Source organism: Enterobacter sp. R-1.6.2, assembly GCF_035064085.1.
GTDB lineage: Bacteria > Pseudomonadota > Gammaproteobacteria > Enterobacterales > Enterobacteriaceae > Enterobacter > Enterobacter asburiae_B.
The window spans coordinates 41,624-62,638 of the sequence record NZ_JASEYI010000015.1; the positions used below are offsets into that span (position 1 = coordinate 41,624).

20 protein-coding genes are annotated in these 21,015 nt (G+C 57.5%); 17 read left to right on the forward strand and 3 right to left on the reverse strand.

The genetic code is table 11. The features are described from left to right. Window positions 1–185 precede the first annotated feature (185 nt). The 3 genes from rpoH (at window position 186) to livJ (ending at window position 3,743) form a co-directional block, all read left to right on the forward strand. Complete coding sequence (rpoH, locus tag QMN93_RS16470; protein WP_033144392.1) at window positions 186–1,043, forward strand: RNA polymerase sigma factor RpoH; 858 nt, start codon at window positions 186–188, stop codon at window positions 1,041–1,043. A gap of 136 nt (window positions 1,044–1,179) precedes the next feature. Next, entirely contained in the window at window positions 1,180–2,445 is a 1,266-nt protein-coding gene (locus QMN93_RS16475; RefSeq protein ID WP_087823777.1) for a 4-aminobutyrate--2-oxoglutarate transaminase, read from the forward strand. A 197-nt stretch (window positions 2,446–2,642) separates the two neighbouring features. Then, on the forward strand, window positions 2,643–3,743 hold the full coding sequence (livJ, locus tag QMN93_RS16480) for a branched chain amino acid ABC transporter substrate-binding protein LivJ (RefSeq protein WP_072163886.1): 1,101 nt from the start codon (window positions 2,643–2,645) through the stop codon (window positions 3,741–3,743). A gap of 177 nt (window positions 3,744–3,920) precedes the next feature. On the opposite strand, the gene panM is transcribed toward livJ, so the two are convergent. Next, on the reverse strand, window positions 3,921–4,304 hold the full coding sequence (gene panM / locus QMN93_RS16485) for an aspartate 1-decarboxylase autocleavage activator PanM (protein ID WP_023334145.1): 384 nt from the start codon (window positions 4,302–4,304) through the stop codon (window positions 3,921–3,923). A gap of 424 nt (window positions 4,305–4,728) precedes the next feature. Here panM and livK point away from each other — a divergent pair, with 424 nt between their 5' ends. The 10 genes from livK (at window position 4,729) to ugpQ (ending at window position 14,933) form a co-directional block, all read left to right on the forward strand. Next, window positions 4,729–5,838, forward strand: a complete 1,110-nt coding sequence (livK, locus tag QMN93_RS16490) for a high-affinity branched-chain amino acid ABC transporter substrate-binding protein LivK (RefSeq protein ID WP_032662620.1) — start codon at window positions 4,729–4,731, stop codon at window positions 5,836–5,838. 46 nt (window positions 5,839–5,884) lie between these two features. After that, the gene (livH, locus tag QMN93_RS16495; RefSeq protein WP_008500099.1) at window positions 5,885–6,811 is read left to right on the forward strand and encodes a high-affinity branched-chain amino acid ABC transporter permease LivH; all 927 of its coding nucleotides are present in this window, start codon (window positions 5,885–5,887) and stop codon (window positions 6,809–6,811) included. Next, window positions 6,808–8,085 carry a high-affinity branched-chain amino acid ABC transporter permease LivM gene (locus tag QMN93_RS16500; RefSeq protein WP_193138778.1) on the forward strand — a complete coding sequence of 426 codons (1,278 nt, stop codon included), beginning with the start codon at window positions 6,808–6,810 and terminating at the stop codon, window positions 8,083–8,085. The genes livH and QMN93_RS16500 overlap by 4 nt, the downstream gene beginning before the upstream one ends. Then, window positions 8,082–8,849 carry a high-affinity branched-chain amino acid ABC transporter ATP-binding protein LivG gene (gene livG, locus QMN93_RS16505; protein WP_023310024.1) on the forward strand — a complete coding sequence of 256 codons (768 nt, stop codon included), beginning with the start codon at window positions 8,082–8,084 and terminating at the stop codon, window positions 8,847–8,849. The genes QMN93_RS16500 and livG overlap by 4 nt, the downstream gene beginning before the upstream one ends. Window position 8,850: 1 nt before the next feature. After that, the gene (livF, locus tag QMN93_RS16510; RefSeq protein WP_029741811.1) at window positions 8,851–9,564 is read left to right on the forward strand and encodes a high-affinity branched-chain amino acid ABC transporter ATP-binding protein LivF; all 714 of its coding nucleotides are present in this window, start codon (window positions 8,851–8,853) and stop codon (window positions 9,562–9,564) included. A 352-nt stretch (window positions 9,565–9,916) separates the two neighbouring features. Beyond that, complete coding sequence (ugpB, locus tag QMN93_RS16515; protein ID WP_193138779.1) at window positions 9,917–11,233, forward strand: sn-glycerol-3-phosphate ABC transporter substrate-binding protein UgpB; 1,317 nt, start codon at window positions 9,917–9,919, stop codon at window positions 11,231–11,233. 155 nt (window positions 11,234–11,388) lie between these two features. Beyond that, window positions 11,389–12,276 carry a sn-glycerol-3-phosphate ABC transporter permease UgpA gene (gene ugpA / locus QMN93_RS16520; RefSeq protein ID WP_033144396.1) on the forward strand — a complete coding sequence of 296 codons (888 nt, stop codon included), beginning with the start codon at window positions 11,389–11,391 and terminating at the stop codon, window positions 12,274–12,276. Next, window positions 12,273–13,118, forward strand: a complete 846-nt coding sequence (gene ugpE, locus QMN93_RS16525) for a sn-glycerol-3-phosphate ABC transporter permease UgpE (protein ID WP_058842054.1) — start codon at window positions 12,273–12,275, stop codon at window positions 13,116–13,118. Before ugpA ends, ugpE begins: the two co-directional genes overlap by 4 nt. Before the next feature lies 1 nt (window position 13,119). Beyond that, a complete protein-coding gene (locus QMN93_RS16530) occupies window positions 13,120–14,190 on the forward strand; it encodes a sn-glycerol-3-phosphate import ATP-binding protein UgpC (RefSeq protein ID WP_182382909.1) in 1,071 nt (356 codons plus the stop codon). After that, on the forward strand, window positions 14,187–14,933 hold the full coding sequence (gene ugpQ / locus QMN93_RS16535) for a glycerophosphodiester phosphodiesterase (protein ID WP_045888354.1): 747 nt from the start codon (window positions 14,187–14,189) through the stop codon (window positions 14,931–14,933). The genes QMN93_RS16530 and ugpQ overlap by 4 nt, the downstream gene beginning before the upstream one ends. On the opposite strand, the gene QMN93_RS16540 is transcribed toward ugpQ, so the two are convergent. After that, the gene (locus QMN93_RS16540) at window positions 14,917–15,294 is read right to left on the reverse strand and encodes a DUF2756 family protein (protein ID WP_182382910.1); all 378 of its coding nucleotides are present in this window, start codon (window positions 15,292–15,294) and stop codon (window positions 14,917–14,919) included. The genes ugpQ and QMN93_RS16540 overlap by 17 nt on opposite strands. 123 nt (window positions 15,295–15,417) lie before the next feature. On the opposite strand from QMN93_RS16540, the gene ggt reads away from it, so the two are divergent. After that, complete coding sequence (gene ggt, locus QMN93_RS16545; protein ID WP_182382911.1) at window positions 15,418–17,163, forward strand: gamma-glutamyltransferase; 1,746 nt, start codon at window positions 15,418–15,420, stop codon at window positions 17,161–17,163. 88 nt (window positions 17,164–17,251) lie between these two features. Here the strand turns inward: ggt and yhhY are convergent, their stop codons facing one another. Continuing rightward, complete coding sequence (gene yhhY, locus QMN93_RS16550; RefSeq protein ID WP_045143059.1) at window positions 17,252–17,740, reverse strand: N-acetyltransferase; 489 nt, start codon at window positions 17,738–17,740, stop codon at window positions 17,252–17,254. A gap of 256 nt (window positions 17,741–17,996) precedes the next feature. Here yhhY and QMN93_RS16555 point away from each other — a divergent pair, with 256 nt between their 5' ends. The 3 genes from QMN93_RS16555 (at window position 17,997) to gntR (ending at window position 20,949) form a co-directional block, all read left to right on the forward strand. Next, complete coding sequence (locus tag QMN93_RS16555; protein ID WP_193138780.1) at window positions 17,997–19,034, forward strand: oxidoreductase; 1,038 nt, start codon at window positions 17,997–17,999, stop codon at window positions 19,032–19,034. Between the two features lie 122 nt (window positions 19,035–19,156). Continuing rightward, complete coding sequence (locus QMN93_RS16560) at window positions 19,157–19,852, forward strand: pirin family protein (RefSeq protein ID WP_003861565.1); 696 nt, start codon at window positions 19,157–19,159, stop codon at window positions 19,850–19,852. A gap of 101 nt (window positions 19,853–19,953) precedes the next feature. Beyond that, window positions 19,954–20,949 (forward strand): gluconate operon transcriptional repressor GntR, encoded by a 996-nt coding sequence (gene gntR, locus QMN93_RS16565; RefSeq protein ID WP_021242747.1) that lies wholly within the window; start codon window positions 19,954–19,956, stop codon window positions 20,947–20,949. Window positions 20,950–21,015 lie beyond the last annotated feature (66 nt).

A 21,015-nucleotide genomic window follows, 5' to 3' on the forward strand; every position in this document is an offset into this window, starting at 1 on the left:
CGCTTCCCCTGTTATCATCTCCATGTCACAATTTGTGCGTAATTTATTCACCGTTGCACCTGGAACTTGTGGATAAAATCACTGTCTGATAAAAGAGTGAATGCTAATCTCGTTGCTCAAACGCTTTGGCATGGTTGTTGCCTGACGGGGACGACCAGGACCAGAAGAAACATTGAGAGGAATGAATGACCAAAGAAATGCAAACTTTAGCTTTAGCCCCTGTTGGTAACCTGGAATCTTATATCCGGGCTGCGAACACCTGGCCGATGTTAACGGCCGAGGAAGAAAAGGAGCTTGCTGAAAAGCTGCATTACCAGGGCGATCTGGAAGCAGCGAAAAAGCTGATCCTGTCTCACCTGCGCTTTGTTGTTCACATTGCTCGTAACTATGCGGGCTATGGCCTGCCGCAGGCGGACTTGATTCAGGAAGGTAACATCGGCCTGATGAAGGCTGTGCGTCGCTTTAACCCGGAAGTGGGTGTGCGACTCGTCTCCTTCGCTGTGCACTGGATCAAAGCAGAAATTCATGAATACGTGCTGCGCAACTGGCGTATCGTGAAAGTCGCCACGACAAAAGCGCAACGCAAACTGTTCTTCAACCTGCGTAAAGCCAAGCAGCGTCTGGGCTGGTTCAATCAGGATGAAGTGGAAATGGTGGCGCGCGAGCTGGGCGTATCCAGCAAAGACGTGCGTGAGATGGAATCCCGTATGGCCGCGCAGGACATGACCTTTGATATGTCCTCCGACGACGACGCATCTGACAGCCAGCCGATGGCGCCGGTTCTGTATCTGCAGGATAAAACCTCTAACTTTGCTGACGGCATCGAAGAGGATAACTGGGAAGATCAGGCCGCGAACAAGCTGACCCATGCGATGGAAGGCCTCGACGAGCGTAGCCAGGATATTATCCGCGCCCGCTGGCTGGACGAAGACAACAAGTCCACGCTGCAGGAGCTGGCCGACCGCTACGGCGTTTCTGCGGAACGTGTCCGTCAGCTTGAAAAGAACGCCATGAAAAAACTTCGCGCCGCTATCGAAGCGTAATTTCCGCGAAGTACACCGAGAACCCCTGGATGAAAGTCCGGGGGTTTTGTTTTTTTAGCGCCCGCTCTGGCGAATTCCCTCCCCCTGGCAAACACTTACTGATGCGCTAAGCAGGCGACTTTCTCAGGGGGACAGGGTGAAAAATAACGAACTGAACGACCGGCGTTTACAGGCGACGCCGCGCGGCATCGGCGTGATGTGTAACTTCTATGCTGATAAAGCTGAAAACGCCACGGTGTGGGACGTGGAAGGTAACGAGTACATCGACTTCGCCGCCGGGATCGCGGTGCTGAATACCGGCCATCGCCATCCAAAAGTCATTTCCGCCATTGAAAAACAGCTCCACGCGTTTACCCATACGGCGTACCAGATTGTGCCGTACGAAGGCTATGTGGCGCTTGCCGAGCGCATCAACCAGCGCGTGCCCGTTGACGGTCCGGCCAAAACCGCGTTCTTCTCCACGGGGGCAGAGGCGGTCGAAAACGCGGTCAAAATTGCCCGGGCGTACACTAAACGTCCCGGCCTAATCACCTTCGGCGGCGCGTTCCACGGCCGCACCTTTATGACCATGGCGCTGACCGGCAAAGTTGCGCCGTACAAGCTCGGCTTTGGCCCGTTCCCCGGTTCGGTGTATCACGCGCAGTATCCGAATGAACTGCACGGCGTCAGCACGGCGGAAGCGTTGAAAAGCCTGGAACGCATCTTTAAAGCGGATATCGCACCCGACCAGGTCGCGGCCATTATTCTCGAACCGGTTCAGGGAGAGGGCGGTTTCAACATTGCGCCAGCTGATTTTATGCAGGCGCTGCGCGCCCTGTGCGACACCCACGGTATTTTGCTGATTGCCGACGAGGTGCAAAGCGGCTTCGCCCGTACCGGCAAGCTGTTCTCGATGGAACACCACTGCGTGAAGCCCGATATGATCACCATGGCGAAAAGCCTGGCGGGCGGGATGCCGCTCTCAGCGGTATCGGGCCGTGCGGAGGTCATGGACGCCCCTGCACCGGGCGGGCTGGGCGGTACCTACGCCGGGAACCCGCTGGCGATTGCGGCGGCGCATGCCGTGCTCGACGTGATTGATGAAGAGGATCTCTGCACGCGCTCGGCGCATCTTGGCCATCACCTGGTGGAAGTGCTGAACAAGGCGAAGGAACACTGCCCGTATATCGCTGACATTCGCGCGCAGGGATCGATGGTGGCGGTGGAGTTTAACGACCCGCAAACGGGCCAGCCTTCGCCGGAATTTACTCGACAGGTGCAGGAGCGCGCGTTGCAGGAAGGGCTGCTGCTGCTGAGCTGCGGCGTCTACGGCAACGTCATTCGTTTCCTGTATCCGCTGACTATCCCTGAAGCGCAGTTCCGTAAAGCGCTGGACATTATCTCCGCGTCGCTGACACGTTAAAGCCATATGCCCGGCGAAAATCCCTGCCGGGCTTATCATATATTCATTTCAAATTAGCTATTCCAAAATCATAAAAATCGGGTATGTTTTAGCAGAGTATGCTGAAAAAGCGCGGACAGCACACCTATAACTGACATAAAGCGCTGCACAACAACATCACAACAATCGTAATAACCATAATAATGGGGAATCTCAGGATGAACATGAAGGGTAAAGCGTTACTGGCAGGATGTATCGCGTTGGCATTCAGCACCATGGCACAGGCAGACATCAAGGTGGCTGTGGTTGGCGCAATGTCCGGTCCGGTAGCACAGTACGGCGACCAGGAATTTACCGGCGCTGAACAGGCGGTTGCAGACATTAATGCTAAGGGCGGTATCAAGGGCGAAAAACTGCAGATTGTAAAATACGATGATGCCTGTGACCCGAAACAAGCGGTCGCGGTCGCGAACAAAGTGGTGAACGACGGGATCAAATACGTTATCGGTCACCTGTGCTCTTCCTCGACTCAGCCTGCGTCTGACATCTACGAAGACGAAGGTATTCTGATGATCACCCCGGCAGCGACCGCACCGGAGCTGACCGCGCGCGGCTACAAGCTGACCCTGCGCACCACCGGTCTGGACTCTGACCAGGGCCCAACCGCGGCGAAATACATCGTTGAAAAAGTGAAGCCGAAGCGCATTGCCATCGTTCATGACAAGCAGCAGTACGGTGAAGGTCTGGCGCGTTCAGTGCAGGATAACCTCAAGAAAGCGAATGCCGACGTGGTGTTCTTCGACGGGATCACCGCCGGTGAGAAAGACTTCTCCACCCTGGTGGCGCGTCTGAAGAAAGAGAATATTGATTTCGTTTACTACGGTGGCTACCACCCGGAAATGGGCCAGATCCTGCGCCAGGCGCGCGCTGCGGGCCTGAAAACCCAGTTTATGGGCCCGGAAGGCGTGGCGAACGTTTCCCTGTCTAACATTGCGGGTGAATCAGCCGAAGGCCTGCTGGTAACCAAACCGAAGAACTACGACCAGGTCCCTGCGAACAAACCTATCGTAGATGCCATCAAGGCGAAGAAACAGGATCCAAGCGGCGCGTTCGTCTGGACCACCTACGCGGCGCTGCAGTCTCTGCAGGCGGGCCTGAACCAGTCAGCCGATCCGGCTGAGATTGCCACCTGGCTGAAAGCGAATACCGTCGAGACCGTCATGGGACCACTCTCCTGGGACGCGAAGGGCGACCTGAAGGGCTTCGAGTTCGGCGTGTTTGACTGGCATGCTAACGGCACGGCGACCGACGCCAAATAATTTTCCCGTCGCCTTTCGCGCCGCAGGTGCGTTGGCTGCGTTATTCAACCCCGGTCACTTACTTATGTAAGCTCCCGGGGATTTCATAACTTGCCGCCTTCCTGCAACACGAAATGCTTGGGAAAATGCGGAAGATAATGTAGGCCGGGTAAGGCGCAGCCGCCACCCGGCTTTCTTTTAGCGCTTCTCCCAACCGCTCTCCTGCGCCGTAAACCCTAACGCCTGCATAAACGCCGCCATCACGCCGCGGTCTTCCACGCCCACATCAGCCATCCACCATGAGGTCACGCTCGGGTTTTCGCGGATCACTTCTTCAATTAAATACTGTCCCACACCGCGACGACGGGTGACGTCACGCACGCGCAGCGAGTCCAGCGCTCCCTCTGTACCGCTCAGGGTTACGCGAACCGCTGCCAGCAGGCGTTCGTTAAAACGCGCGGCATAAATGCGGTGGGTCTCATCAACGCGCAGCGACGAAGGGGAATATTCCGGCCAGATCTTGCCCAGGTCGATATGATCCTGGTCGCTAAAGGTCACCAGACGCACGATAGTCAGTTTCATTAGCCACTTGTCCAAATCAGATTGAGTAGGGGCAGTGTACTCAATTTATTCACTCAGCGGCTTCCTCTTTTTATTCTCATTAACCAGGTGATTAGTTTTTTGGCAACGCGATGGGCAGTTTGAAAACACATGGATCGAAAAATAAGCAGAATTTTAACCTGAACGGTAGTGATTTATTCGGCGCTTTGTACCGTTATTTTATGCTGCAAACTGCACTTTTATTTGTTTATCTCTGCCTGATTTCAGAATATTATCTTTGCTTAATCGCCTGAAAAATAGAGATTTTAGTCTGGTTTTTGACAAAAAACTGCGCTAAACCATTAAAGGCACTGGTAAAAATAGCGTTGTTCATTAAAAGTACAGAATGCTTTTTAACCATAATAAAACAAAATATAAACACGACATCACGAATGGGGATTCAGAGATGAAAAGGAACGCGAAGACGTTAATCGCGGGGATGGTCGCACTGTCGATCTCGCATGCCGCTATGGCAGACGACATTAAAGTTGCGGTAGTGGGGGCGATGTCCGGCCCTGTTGCCCAGTGGGGTGACATGGAGTTCAACGGCGCGCGTCAGGCCATCAAAGACATCAACGCCAAGGGCGGTATCAAAGGCGACAAGCTGGTGGGCGTGGAATATGACGACGCCTGCGATCCGAAACAGGCCGTCGCGGTCGCCAACAAAATCGTCAACGACGGTATTCAGTATGTGATCGGCCACCTGTGCTCATCCTCCACGCAGCCGGCGTCTGATATCTACGAAGACGAAGGCATTCTGATGATCACCCCTGGCGCAACGAACCCGGAGCTGACCCAGCGCGGCTACCAGCACATTATGCGTACCGCCGGTCTGGACTCCTCGCAGGGTCCCACCGCCGCCAAATACATCCTCGAGAGCGTTAAGCCACAGCGCATTGCCATTATTCATGACAAACAGCAGTACGGCGAAGGCCTGGCGCGCTCCGTGCAAGACGGCCTGAAAAAAGGCGGCGCGAACATCGTCTTCTTCGACGGCATTACCGCCGGTGAGAAAGACTTCTCCGCGCTGATTGCCCGCCTGCAAAAAGAGAATATCGACTTCGTTTACTACGGCGGCTACTACCCGGAGATGGGCCAGATGCTGCGTCAGGCGCGCGCCACCGGTCTGAAAACCCAGTTTATGGGGCCAGAGGGCGTGGGCAATGCCTCCCTGTCAAACATCGCGGGGGATTCTGCCGAAGGCATGCTGGTGACGATGCCAAAACGCTATGACCAGGATCCGGCCAACAAGGCTATCGTGGATGCGCTCAAGGCGCAGAAGAAAGATCCGAGTGGTCCGTACGTCTGGATCACCTACGCGGCCGTACAGTCTCTGGCCACCGCGCTGGATCGCTCCGGCAGCAAAGAACCGCTGGATCTGGTGAAAGATTTAAAAGCACACGGGGCGAACACCGTGATTGGGCCGCTGAACTGGGATGAGAAAGGCGATCTGAAGGGATTTGAGTTTGGTGTCTTTAAGTGGCACGCCGACGGTTCATCCTCGGCCGCCAAATAATTATCCCACCGCCCGGCATGACGGGCGGGTATAAAAAGGTTTGCATATGTCCGAGCAGTTTCTCTATTTCCTGCAGCAGATGTTTAACGGCGTTACGCTGGGAAGCACCTACGCGCTGATCGCCATCGGCTATACGATGGTTTACGGCATTATCGGCATGATCAACTTCGCCCATGGCGAGGTGTACATGATCGGTAGCTACGTCTCCTTTATGATTATCGCCGCCCTGATGATGATGGGCATCGACAGCAGCTGGCTGCTGGTCGCCGCCGGTTTTGTCGGCGCGATTGTGATTGCCAGCGCCTACGGCTGGAGCATTGAGCGCGTGGCCTACCGGCCGGTGCGCAGCTCCAAGCGCCTGATTGCGCTTATTTCCGCGATTGGGATGTCGATCTTCCTGCAAAACTACGTCAGCCTGACCGAAGGTTCGCGCGACGTGGCGCTGCCAAGCCTGTTCAATGGCCAGTGGATTGTGGGGGCCAGCGAAAACTTCGCGGCCTCTATCACCACCATGCAGCTGGTTATCTGGGTCGTGACCTTTATTGCGATGCTCGCCCTGACGCTGTTCATCCGCTACTCGCGTATGGGACGCGCCTGCCGCGCCTGCGCGGAAGACCTGAAGATGGCGAGCCTGCTCGGCATCAACACCGACCGCGTGATTGCCCTGACCTTCGTGATTGGCGCCGCGATGGCGGCGGTGGCGGGCGTCCTGCTCGGCCAGTTCTACGGCGTGATCAACCCATACATCGGCTTTATGGCCGGGATGAAAGCCTTCACCGCGGCGGTTCTGGGCGGTATCGGCAGTATTCCGGGCGCGATGATCGGCGGCCTGATCCTGGGCGTGGCCGAAGCGCTCTCCTCGGCGTACCTGAGCACGGAGTATAAAGACGTGGTGTCGTTTGCCCTGCTGATTCTGGTTCTGCTGGTGATGCCTACCGGTATTCTGGGCCGTCCGGAGGTAGAGAAAGTATGAAACCGATGCATTTTGCAATGGCGCTGCTCTCTGCCGCCATGTTCTTCGTGCTGGCCAGCGTCTTTATGGGAGTCCAGCTTGAGCTGAATGGCACCAAACTGGTTGTCGATACCGCAGCTGACATCCGCTGGCAGTGGGTATTTATCGGCACGGCCGTAGTGTTCCTGTTCCAGCTGCTGCGTCCGCTGTTCCAGAAGACGCTGAAAAACGTCTCCGGGCCGAAATTCGTCCTGCCGGCAATCGACGGTTCTACGGTTAAGCAGAAGCTGTTCCTCGTGGCGCTGCTGGTGGCCGCCGTGGCGTGGCCGTTCGTGGTGTCGCGTGGCACCGTGGATATCGCCACGCTGACCATGATCTACGTGATTCTCGGCCTCGGTCTGAACGTGGTCGTGGGGCTCTCGGGCCTGCTGGTGCTGGGCTACGGCGGCTTCTACGCCATCGGCGCCTATACCTTCGCGCTGCTGAACCACTATTACGGTCTCGGCTTCTGGACCTGCCTGCCGCTGGCGGGGCTGGTCTCTGCCGCTGCTGGCTTACTGCTTGGCTTCCCGGTACTGCGCCTGCGCGGTGACTACCTGGCGATTGTGACCTTAGGCTTCGGCGAAATCGTCCGTATCCTGCTGCTCAACAACACCGAAGTGACCGGCGGCCCGAACGGCATCAGCCAGATCCCGAAACCGACCTTCTTCGGGCTGGAGTTCAGCCGTACCGCCCGCGAAGGCGGCTGGGATACCTTCAGCAACTTCTTCGGCGTGAAGTATGACCCGTCCGACCGCGTGATCTGGCTCTATCTGGTGGCGCTGCTGCTGGTGGTGATTACCCTGTTCGTGATCAACCGCCTGCTGCGCATGCCGCTGGGCCGCGCGTGGGAAGCGCTGCGTGAAGATGAGATTGCCTGCCGCTCCCTGGGCCTGAACCCGACCCGCATCAAGCTGACCGCGTTCACCATCAGCGCCGCGTTTGCCGGTTTCGCCGGAACGCTGTTTGCCGCGCGTCAGGGCTTCGTTAGCCCGGAATCGTTCACCTTCGCCGAATCCGCCTTTGTGCTGGCGATTGTGGTGCTCGGCGGGATGGGCTCGCAGTTCGCCGTTATCCTCGCGGCCATCCTGCTGGTGGTCTCGCGCGAGCTGATGCGCGACTTTAACGAATACAGCATGCTGATGCTGGGTGGTTTGATGGTGCTGATGATGATCTGGCGTCCGCAGGGTCTGCTGCCGATGACCCGTCCACAGCTGAAGCTGAAGAACGGGCAAGCGAAAGGAGAGCAGGCATGAGTCAGCCATTATTATCCGTTAACGGTCTGATGATGCGTTTTGGCGGCCTGCTGGCGGTCAACAACGTGAATCTGGATTTGCACAAGAAAGAGATTGTCTCCCTGATTGGCCCGAACGGCGCGGGGAAAACCACGGTCTTTAACTGCCTGACCGGCTTCTACAAGCCGACGGGCGGTACCATCATGCTGCGCGACCAGCACCTGGAAGGGCTGCCGGGCCAGCAGATCGCCCGTATGGGCGTGGTGCGTACCTTCCAGCACGTGCGTCTGTTCCGCGAGATGACGGTGATTGAGAACCTGCTGGTGGCCCAGCATCAGCAGCTGAAAACCGGGCTGTTCTCCGGCCTGCTGAAAACCCCGGCCTTCCGCCGCGCGCAGGATGAAGCGCTTGACCGCGCCGCCACCTGGCTCGACCGAATTGGCCTGCTGCAGCACGCCAACCGTCAGGCGAGCAATCTGGCCTACGGTGACCAGCGTCGTCTGGAGATTGTGCGCTGCATGGTGACGCAGCCGGAAATCCTGATGCTCGACGAACCGGCGGCAGGGCTCAACCCGAAAGAGACCAAAGAGCTGGACGAGCTGATTGCCGAGCTGCGCGACAGTCACGACACCACCATCCTGCTGATTGAGCACGACATGAAGCTGGTGATGGGCATTTCGGACCGTATCTATGTGGTAAACCAGGGCACGCCGCTGGCGAACGGCACGCCGGAAGAGATCCGCAACAACCCGGACGTGATCCGCGCATACCTTGGTGAGGCATAAGATGGAAAAAGCGATGTTAATGTTCGACAAGGTCAACGCGCACTACGGCAAGATCCAGGCGCTGCACGACGTCAGCCTGCACATCAATCAAGGTGAAATCGTGACCCTGATTGGCGCCAACGGCGCGGGCAAAACCACGCTGCTCGGCACCCTGTGCGGCGACCCGCGCGCCACCAGCGGGCGGATTGTGTTCGATGGTAAAGACATTACCGACTGGCAGACCGCCAGAATCATGCGCGAGGCGGTGGCGATTGTTCCGGAAGGGCGCCGCGTCTTCTCCCGCATGACGGTGGAAGAGAACCTGGCGATGGGCGGGTTCTTCGCTCACCGCGATGAATACCAGACCCGCATCAAGTGGGTATATGAACTCTTCCCGCGCCTGTGGGAGCGCCGCATCCAGCGTGCGGGCACCATGTCCGGCGGTGAACAGCAGATGCTGGCGATTGGCCGCGCGCTGATGAGCCAGCCGCGCCTGCTGCTGCTGGACGAACCGTCGCTCGGTCTGGCGCCGATCATCATCCAGCAGATTTTCGACACCATCGAGCAGCTGCGCAAAGAGGGGATGACCATCTTCCTCGTCGAGCAGAACGCCAACCAGGCGCTGAAGCTCGCCGATCGTGGCTACGTGCTGGAGAACGGCCGCGTGGTGCTGGAGGATACCGGCGACGCGCTGCTGGCGAACGAAGCGGTGCGGAGCGCGTATCTGGGCGGATAGGTAAAAGCAAAAAGGCAACGCAAGTTGCCTTTTTTAATGTTTTCTCCCTCTCCCCGTGGGAGAGGGTCGGGGTGAGGGCACCAGACCGCACGAGGTAAAAGCAAAAAGGCAACGCAAGTTGCCTTTTTTAGTGTTTTCTCCCTCTCCCCGTGGGAGAGGGGCGGGGTGAGGGCACCAGACAGCACCTAAACCACACCGCCAACCCCCTTTCACACAACCATCATCCCCCTGACGCCTGGCTGTCACTTATCTGTAAACAAACAGTTATTTTTCTGTAATTCGAGCATGTCATGTTACCTCGCGAGCATAAAACGCGTGATATCGCGCATCCGGCACAATAAGAGAGATGACAATGACATCGTTACGACACACAGCTTTGGGTCTGGCACTGAGTCTGGCTTTTGCGACGAACGCAATGGCTGTGACCACCATTCCGTTCTGGCATTCCATGGAAGGGGAGTTGGGTAAAGAAGTTGACTCCCTGGCGCAGCGTTTCAACGACACCCATCCGGATTACAAAATTGTGCCGGTGTACAAAGGCAACTACGAGCAGAGCCTGAGCGCGGGCATCGCCGCCTTCCGTACCGGTAACGCACCTGCGCTGTTGCAGGTTTATGAAGTGGGTACCGCCACCATGATGGCCTCCAAAGCCATCAAACCGGTCTATGAAGTGTTCAAAGAAGCGGGCCTCAACTTCGACGAGTCGCAGTTCGTGCCGACCGTAGCGGGTTACTACACCGATTCCAAAACCGGCCACCTGCTATCCCAGCCGTTTAACAGCTCCACGCCGGTGCTGTACTACAACAAAGACGCCTTCAAAAAAGCCGGTTTAGACCCGGAGCAGCCGCCCAAAACCTGGCAGGACCTGGCGGAGTACACCGCGAAGCTGAAAGCGGCGGGGATGAAGTGCGGCTACGCCAGCGGCTGGCAGGGCTGGATCCAGATTGAAAACTTCAGCGCCTGGCACGGCCTGCCGGTGGCGACCAAAAACAACGGCTTCGACGGCACCGACGCGGTCCTGGAGTTCAACAAGCCTGAGCAGGTGAAGCATATCGCGCTGCTTGCCGATCTGAACAAGAAGGGCGACTTCAGCTACTTCGGACGTAAAGACGAATCCACCGAGAAGTTCTACAACGGCGACTGCGCCATTACCACCGCCTCTTCCGGCTCGCTGGCGGATATCCGTCACTACGCCAAATTCAACTACGGCGTGGGCATGATGCCGTACGACGCTGACGTGAAGGGCGCGCCGCAGAACGCCATCATCGGCGGAGCGAGCCTGTGGGTGATGCAGGGTAAAGACAAGGGCACCTACAAAGGCGTAGCCGAATTCCTCGACTTCCTGGCCAAGCCTGAAAACGCCGCCGAGTGGCACCAGAAGACCGGCTACCTGCCGATCACCAAAGCCGCGTACGACCTGACCCGCGAGCAGGGCTTCTACAGCAAGAACCCAGGGGCGGACATTGCGACGCGTCAGATGCTGAACAAGCCGCCGTTGCCGTTCACCAAGGGCCTGCGTCTGGGCAACATGCCGCAGATCCGTACCATCGTGGATGAGGAGCTGGAAAGCGTGTGGACCGGTAAGAAAACGCCACAGCAGGCGCTGGACTCTGCGGTAGAGCGCGGGAATCAGCTGCTGCGCCGCTTTGAGCAGTCGACTAAATCGTAAAAAATGCCCGGTGACGCGCAGCGTTCCGGGCTTACGGATTAATGCGGCCTGATGCCCTCACCCCAACCCTCTCCCACGGGGAGAGGGCGAAAACCGAAACCGTAGGCCGGGTAAGGCGTAGCCGCCACCCGGCGCTGTTCAGGAACCCAATCTCAATGTCATCATCCCGTCCGGTGTTCCGTTCCCGCTGGCTGCCCTATCTTCTGGTCGCACCGCAGCTGGTCATCACCGTTATCTTCTTTATCTGGCCTGCGGGCGAAGCGCTGTGGTACTCGGTACAAAGCGTCGATCCGTTCGGGCTTTCCAGCCAGTTTGTTGGCCTGGACAACTTCACCGCGCTGTTCCACGACAGCTACTACCTGGACTCCTTCTGGACGACGATGAAGTTCAGCGCGCTGGTGACCGTCAGCGGTCTGGTTGCCTCGCTGTTTTTCGCCGCGCTGGTGGACTACGTGGTGCGCGGCAGCCGGATTTATCAAACCCTGATGCTGCTGCCTTACGCCGTGGCTCCCGCCGTCGCCGCCGTACTGTGGATCTTCCTGTTTAACCCCGGTCGCGGATTGATTACCCACTTCCTGGCTGAGTTCGGCTACGACTGGAACCACGCCCAGAACAGCGGTCAGGCCATGTTCCTGGTGGTGTTCGCCTCGGTGTGGAAGCAGATCAGCTACAACTTCCTGTTCTTCTTTGCCGCGCTGCAGTCCATTCCGCGCTCGCTGGTGGAAGCCGCGGCAATTGACGGCGCAGGGCCCATTCGTCGCTTCTTCAGGCTGTCGCTGCCGCTGATCGCCCCGGTGAGTTTCTTCCTGCTGGTGGTTAACCTCGTGTACGCCTTCTTCGACACCTTCCCGGTGATCGACGCGGCGACCGCAGGCGGCCCGGTGCAGGCGACCACCACGCTGATTTACAAAATCTATCGCGAAGGCTTTGCGGGGCTGGATCTCTCCGCCTCCGCCGCGCAGTCGGTCGTGCTGATGTTCCTCGTCATCATCCTCACGGTGGTGCAGTTCCGCTATGTCGAAAGTAAGGTGCGCTACCAATGATTGAGAACCGTCGCGGGCTGACGATTTTCAGCCATACCATGCTGATTTTAGGGATTATCGTCATCCTCTTCCCGCTGTACGTGGCGTTTGTCGCCGCCACGCTGGACACCAAAGCGGTGTTCGACACGCCGATGACGCTGCTCCCCGGCGGGCATCTTTTCGAGAACATGAAGACCATCTGGACCCTGGGCGTGGGCGCCAACAGCGCGCCGTTCTGGCTGATGATGCTCAACAGCTTCATCATGGCGTTTGGCATTACGGTCGGCAAAATTACGGTGTCGATGCTTTCGGCCTTCGCCATCGTCTGGTTCCGCTTTCCGCTGCGTAACCTCTTCTTCTGGATGATTTTTATCACCCTGATGCTGCCGGTAGAGGTGCGTATCTTCCCGACGGTAGAAGTGATTGCCAACCTGAAGATGCTCGACAGCTACGCGGGCTTAACCCTGCCGCTGATGGCCTCGGCGACCGCCACCTTCCTGTTCCGCCAGTTCTTTATGACCCTGCCGGACGAGCTGATTGAAGCGGCGCGCATCGACGGCGCGTCGCCGATGCGCTTCTTCCGCGACATCGTGCTGCCGCTGTCGAAAACCAACCTTGCAGCGCTGTTTGTGATCACCTTTATCTACGGCTGGAACCAGTACCTGTGGCCGCTGCTGATTATTCAGGACGTTAACCTCGGTACCGCCGTGGCGGGCATCAAAGGCATGATCGCCACCGGCGAAGGCACCACCCTCTGGAACCAGGTGATGGCGGCGATGCTGCTCACCCTTATCCCACCCGTAGTCATTGTTTTAGCCATGCAGCGCGCGTTTGTCCGCGGCCTGGTCGATAGCGAGAAATAAGATGGCAGGTTTAAAACTTCAGGCAGTAACCAAAAGCTGGGATGGCAAAACCCAGGTTATTCAGCCGCTGACGCTCGACGTGGCGGACGGGGAATTCATCGTGATGGTCGGCCCGTCCGGCTGCGGCAAATCCACCCTGCTGCGCATGGTGGCGGGGCTGGAGCGCGTGACCTCCGGGGATATCTGGATTGACCGCCAGCGCGTCACCGAGATGGAGCCTAAAGACAGAGGCATTGCGATGGTGTTCCAGAACTACGCACTCTATCCGCACATGAGCGTGGAAGAGAACATGGCCTGGGGGCTGAAAATCCGCGGCATGGGCAAAGGCCATATCGACGAGCGGGTGAAAGAGGCGGCGCGTATTCTCGAGCTGGACGGCCTGCTGAAGCGCCGCCCGCGCGAGCTCTCCGGCGGCCAGCGCCAGCGCGTGGCAATGGGGCGCGCCATCGTGCGCGATCCGGCGGTATTCCTGTTCGACGAGCCGCTGTCTAACCTCGACGCCAAGCTGCGCGTGCAGATGCGTCTTGAGCTGCAGCAGCTGCACCGTCGTCTGAAAACCACCTCTCTGTACGTCACCCACGATCAGATTGAAGCCATGACGCTCGCCCAGCGCGTAATGGTGATGAACAAAGGCATCGCCGAGCAGATTGGCACGCCGGTGGAAGTGTACGAGAAACCGGCCACCCGCTTTGTGGCGAGCTTTATCGGCAGCCCGGCAATGAACCTGCTGGAAGGGCGTATCAGCAGCGCGGGCACGCATTTTGAGCTGGAAAGCGGGATGGCATTGCCGATCAACTGGTACTATCGTGGCTACGCCGGGCGTAAGATGACGCTCGGTATCCGCCCGGAACATATTGGTTTAACCTCTCAGGCGGACGGCGGCGTGACGCTGGTGATGGACACGCTGGAGATGTTGGGTGCAGATAACCTGGCGCACGGGCGCTGGGGCGAGCAAAAAATGGTGGTGCGCCTGGCACATCAGGAGCGTCCGAAAGCAGGCAGCACGCTGTGGCTGCGCCTGCCGGAAAACCATCTGCACCTGTTTGACGGTGAAACAGGACAACGAGTATGAGCAACTGGCCTTATCCCCACGTCGTCGCCCACCGGGGCGGCGGTAAGCTGGCGCCGGAAAACACGCTGGCGGCGATTGACGTTGGCGCGCGCTACGGTCACACGATGATCGAGTTCGATGCCAAGCTGTCGAAAGACGGCGAAATTTTCCTGCTGCATGACGATAACCTCGAACGCACCAGCAACGGCTGGGGCGTGGCGGGTGAACTGCCGTGGCGCGATCTGCTGAAGGTGGATGCCGGAAGCTGGTACAGCGGCGAATTTAAAGGCGAACCGCTGCCGCTGCTGGCGGAAGTGGCCGATCGCTGTCGCCAGCACGGCATGATGGCCAATATCGAAATCAAACCGACCACCGGCACCGGGCCGCTGACGGGCAAAGTCATTGCCCTGGCCGCGCGCGAGCTGTGGGAAGGGATGACCGCGCCGCTGCTGTCATCATTTGAAATCGATGCGCTGGAGGCCGCACAGGCGGCCGTACCGGAGCTGCCGCGCGGGCTACTGCTTGACGAGTGGCGCGAGGACTGGCGCGAGCTGACGACACGCTTAGCGTGCGTCTCTATCCATCTCAACCACAGGCTGCTGGATGAAGCGCGGGTGAAGATGCTGAAGGACGCGGGTCTGCATATTCTGGTCTACACCGTTAACAAACCCCAGCGCGCAGCCGAACTGCTGCGCTGGGGCGTGGACAGCATCTGTACCGATGCAATCGACCTGATCGGCCCGGACTTTAGTTCTGCGGATTAAGCATACTGCCATTCGACTGCGGCGGCAGCATGTGCTGCTGTCCGCTGCCTGACGACGTCATTCCTCCTAACATCCCGCCGTTTTTATTCGGCAGCGGCTGCTCGCGCACCTGCCCCTGCTGCACGCGCTGGGTGTTGGCGTTCATCTGATTTTGCAGGCTTTGCTGCTGCATCTGGGTCTGCGTTTTAAGCTGCTGATTAAGCATCCCTTTCTGCTGCTGTTGCTGGCTCATCATCTCCGTCTGCATTCGCTGCTGGCTCGGGATAACGTAACCCTGCTGGTTCGGGTTGTTCAGGGTGTTGAGTGGCTGTGCGAGCGCGGAAAACGGGATCAGCGCCGTAAGAATCCATAAGCGTTTCATTGTCATTTCCTCCTTTTGAGGTCTCTCTTAAGTTTACCCCGATTTCACCATGACGATGATTTTTTAGGAGTTGTGAACCAGGCTTAAGCGGGGAATATGGATCCCTTCACCTGGAGAACAATAATGATGAAACCAACATTTTTGCGCTGGGTCGCCATCGCCGCGCTGATGGCAGGCGGTACATTTAGCGTGGCGGCCAACCCGCCAGCGGCGCCTCCGGTCTCTTACGGCGTGGAGGAAGATGTTTTTCATCCCGTGCGGGCAACCCATGGCATGGTGGCGTCGGTGGATGCGCTGGCAACCAAAGTGGGCGTCGATATTCTCAGGCAGGGCGGTAACGCGGTGGATGCAGCGGTCGCCGTCGGCTATGCGCTGGCGGTGACGCATCCGCAGGCGGGGAACCTGGGCGGCGGTGGTTTTATGATGCTGCGCACCAAAGACGGCAAAACCACCGCCATCGATTTCCGCGAAATGGCGCCTTCTCAGGCGTCCCGCGATATGTTCCTCGACGATCAGGGTAACCCTGACAGCAAAAAATCCCTGACTTCGCACCTCGCCACCGGCACGCCGGGCACCGTTGCGGGCTTCTCGCTGGCGCTGGAGAAATACGGCACGATGCCGCTGAACAAGGTGGTGCAGCCTGCCATCAAGCTGGCGCGCGACGGCTTTGTGGTAAATGATGCGCTGGCGGACGATCTCAAGACCTACGGCAGCGAAGTCATTCCGAATCACGAAAACAGCAAGGTCATCTTCTGGAAAGACGGTGAGCCGCTGAAGAAGGGCGACAGGCTGGTGCAGAAGAACCTCGCCAAAAGCCTGGAGCTGATTGCGGAGCACGGTCCGGACGCCTTCTACAAAGGGGCAATTGCCGACCAGATAGCCGAAGAGATGCAGAAGAACGGCGGGCTCATCACCAAAGCGGATCTGGCGGAATACAAGGCGGTGGAGCGCGAGCCGATTAGCGGTACCTATCGCGGATACGAGGTCTTCTCCATGCCGCCGCCGTCCTCCGGCGGGATCCACATCGTGCAGATCCTCAATATTCTCGAAAACTTCGATATGCACAAATTCGGCTTCGGCAGCGCGGACGCCATGCAGGTGATGGCGGAAGCGGAAAAACGCGCCTACGCCGACCGGTCGGAATATCTCGGCGATCCGGACTTCGTGAAGGTGCCGTGGCAGGCGCTGACCAACAAGGCGTATGCCAAATCCATTGCCGATCAGATCGACATCAACAAGGCCAAGCCGTCGAGCGAGATCCGCCCCGGCAAGCTGGCGCCGTATGAAAGCAACCAGACCACCCACTTCTCGGTGGTGGATAAAGACGGTAACGCGGTGGCGGTGACGTACACGCTCAACACCACCTTCGGCACCGGGATTGTGGCGGGCAACAGCGGTATTCTGCTGAACAACGAGATGGATGACTTCTCTGCCAAACCGGGCGTGCCGAACGTCTACGGGCTGGTGGGCGGCGATGCGAATGCAGTAGGGCCGAAGAAACGTCCGCTGTCTTCTATGTCGCCCACCATTGTCGTGAAAGACGGGAAAACCTGGCTGGTGACCGGCAGCCCTGGCGGGAGCCGTATTATCACCACCGTGCTGCAGATGGTGGTGAACAGCATCGACTTTGGGATGAACGTCGCCGAAGCGACCAACGCTCCGCGTTTCCATCACCAATGGCTGCCGGACGAGCTGCGCGTGGAGAAGGGCTTTAGCCCGGACACCATCAAGCTGCTGGAACAGCGCGGGCAGAAGGTGGCGGTGAAGGAGGCGATGGGCAGCACCCAGAGCATTATGGTCGGGCCGGACGGGGCGCTGTTTGGCGCGTCGGATCCGCGGTCGGTGGATGATTTATCGGCGGGGTATTGATGGTTTGCCGGGTGGCGGCTTCGCCTTACCCGGCCTACGTTTTTCATTCCCTCTCCCTGTGGGAGAGGGTTAGGGTGAGGGCAACAAACTACTTCATTCGCGCCATATAATACGCGTCCACATATTCACCGTTGCGCAGGGCATAGCGTTTGCCGGTGCCTTCAATTTCGAACCCGTGTTTTTTGTACACCGCAATCGCCGGTTCGTTATCGACAAATACCGTCAGCTCAATGCGGTCAACGCGCAGCCAGTTATCGCACATATCAATCATAGTGCGCATCAGAGCGCTGGCAACGCCCCGGTTTTGCCACTGCGCGCCGACACAAATCCCAAAATCAGCCACATGGCTGCGGCGCGGGCGTTGCGCGACGACGATGCACAGATGGCCGGCGACATGACCGTCTATGCAGGCGACGAGCTGCTTGATGCCGGGCTGGTCGGATAGCCGTTCTTGCCACATTTGCTCAGAGGGATGAGGAACCTGTAGTGTGTTGTGGTACACCTCCGGCTGGGCGTGGATCTGACGAATGGCGTCATAATCTTTCGGTTCCGCATGGCGTATCACTATCTCACTCATTCCTTATTCCTCAGTCAGTTAAACGTCCCTTTCAACATCAATGACTTTAAAATTTGAGTCAACCGCTATTTTTTGCAAAAAGTATTGGACAAGTGCGAATGAGAATGATTATTATTGCTATGCATTCAGGAAGACCGCTACGGGAACCTGAAAGCACGACATTGCTCACATTGCTTCCAGTATTACTTTAGCCAGCTTTTAGCTGGCTTTTTTTTTGTTATGGTTAGACTCAGTAACCTTCCAAAAGGACTGAGCCATGACACTACATTGCGCATTTATTGGATTTGGTAAAAGTACGACCCGCTACCACCTGCCGTATGTTCTCAACCGTAAAGACAGCTGGCACGTCGCGCACATCTTCCGCCGCCGCGCGAAGCCAGAAGAGCAATCCCCGCAGTATTCCCATATCCATTTCACCAGCGATCTTGATGAAGTGCTTAACGACCCGCAGGTCAAACTGGTTGTTGTCTGCACCCACGCCGACAGCCATTTTGACTATGCGAAACGCGCGCTGGAAGCGGGTAAAAACGTGCTGGTGGAAAAACCGTTCACCCCGACCATCGCCGAAGCAAAAGCGCTGTTCGCGCTGGCGAAAAGTAAAGGCCTGACCGTTACGCCGTATCAGAACCGTCGCTTTGACAGCTGCTTCCTGACGGCGAAAAAGGCGATTGAAAGCGGCAAGCTGGGCGACATTGTGGAAATCGAAAGCCACTTCGATTACTACCGTCCGGTAGCGGAAACCCAACCCGGCCTGCCGCAGGACGGCTCGTTCTATGGTCTGGGCGTGCATACGATGGACCAGATCATCTCCCTGTTTGGCCGACCGGACCACGTGACGTATGACATCCGCAGCCTGCGTAATAAAGCCAACCCGGACGACACCTTTGAAGCGCAGCTGTTCTACGGCGACCTGAAGGCCATTGTCAAAACCAGCCATCTGGTGAAAATCGACTATCCGAAATTTATCGTTCACGGCACCAAAGGATCGTTCATCAAGTACGGCATCGACCAGCAGGAGACCAGCCTGAAGGCCAACATCATGCCGGGTGAACCGGGCTTTGCGGCGGATGATTCCGTGGGCATTCTGGAGTACGTAAACGATGAGGGTGTGACGGTGAGAGAAGAGCTGAAGCCGGAAACCGGCGACTATGGCCGCGTCTACGATGCGCTGTATGAAACTCTCACAACCGGCGCGCCGAATTACGTCAAGGAATCTGACGTTCTGACCAACCTGGAAATCCTCGAACGGGCCTTCGAGCAGGCTTCTCCTGCCACGGTAACCCTCGCGAAATAAGCAAAAACGGCTCCTCTGCGCTTGTTCATAATTTTTGAACAGAGGAGTCAATTTTCACCCTCTATGATCCCAGTCGGTTTGCGTCCACACTTACTCCATCGAAACGAACTGAGGGTGAAACAATGATCTACTTACGCAAAGCAAACGAACGTGGTCACGCGAATCATGGCTGGCTGGACTCATGGCATTCATTCTCGTTTGCCGACTACTACGACCCGAACTTCATGGGCTTCTCCGCACTGCGCGTGATTAACGACGACGTGATTGATGCAGGCCAGGGCTTCGGTACCCACCCGCACAAGGACATGGAAATCCTGACCTATGTGCTGGAAGGGGCGGTAGAACACCAGGACAGCATGGGCAACAAAGAGCAGGTTCCGGCGGGCGAGTTCCAGATTATGAGCGCGGGCACCGGGGTGCGTCACTCCGAGTACAACCCGAGCAAAACGGAAAAACTGCACCTGTATCAAATCTGGATCATTCCAGAAGAGACCGGCATCACGCCGCGCTACGAGCAGCGCCGCTTCGACGCGAAACAGGGCAAACAGCTGGTGCTGTCCCCGGATGCGCGTGAAGGTTCTCTGAAGGTGCATCAGGATATGGAGCTGTACCGCTGGGCGCTGGCGAAAGACGAACAGTCTGTGCACCAGATTGCCGCCAACCGCCGCGTCTGGATCCAGGTGGTGAAAGGTGAAGTGTCCATCAACGGCACCAAAGCGACAACCGCCGATGGCCTGGCCGTCTGGGATGAGCAGGCGCTTTCCGTGCATGCCGACAGCGAAAGTGAAATTCTGCTGTTTGACCTGCCGCCGGTGTAATAAATCATAAATAAATGCCCATCCTTCCCTTTGGCAGGGGAAGGATGGGCTTTGTCCGTGATAAACTGAGCAAATCTCTCACTTCAAGATTTCTCAGGACGATGAAAAAGAAACGCCCCGTACTTCAGGATGTCGCCGATCGCGTCGGTGTGACCAAAATGACGGTCAGCCGTTTTTTACGTAACCCGGAACAGGTTTCCGTGGCGTTGCGTGGCAAGATTGCCGCGGCCCTTGATGAACTGGGTTATATCCCCAACCGCGCGCCCGATATTCTCTCCAATGCGACCAGCCGTGCGGTGGGCGTCCTGCTTCCTTCCCTGACCAACCAGGTTTTCGCCGAAGTTTTGCGAGGCATTGAAAGCGTCACCGATGCTTTTGGCTATCAAACCATGCTCGCCCACTACGGGTACAAGCCGGAACTGGAAGAGGAACGTCTTGAATCGATGCTTTCCTGGAACATCGACGGCCTGATTTTAACGGAACGTACCCACACTGCCCGCACGCTCAAAATGATTGAAGTGGCCGGTATCCCGGTGGTGGAGCTGATGGACAGCCAGTCGCCGTGCCTCGATATCGCCGTGGGGTTCGATAACTTCGAAGCGGCGCGCCAGATGACGGCGGCCATCATTGCCCGTGGGCATCGTCATATCGCCTATCTGGGTGCGCGTCTTGATGAACGTACTATCATCAAACAGAAGGGATACGAGCAGGCGATGCTCGACGCGAACCTAACCCCGTATAGCGTGATGGTGGAGCAGTCCTCTTCCTATACGTCGGGTATTGAGCTGATGCGCCAGGCACGACGCGAGTATCCGCAACTGGACGGTATTTTCTGTACCAACGATGACCTTGCGGTCGGCGCGGCGTTTGAGTGTCAGCGTCTGGGGCTCAAGATCCCGGATGATATGGCGATTGCCGGTTTCCACGGCCACGACATTGGCCAGGTGATGGAGCCGCGTCTGGCTAGCGTCCTGACCCCGCGTGAACGTATGGGCCGCATTGGCGCAGAACGCCTGCTGGCGCGCATTCGTGGCGAGACGGTTACCCCAAAAATGTTAGATTTAGGTTTCACCTTGTCACCGGGTGGATCTATTTGAACTGACAAATTTGAAGTAGCTCACACTTATTCACTTCGCGCACGTTTGGATATTGCTTCTCTTTTG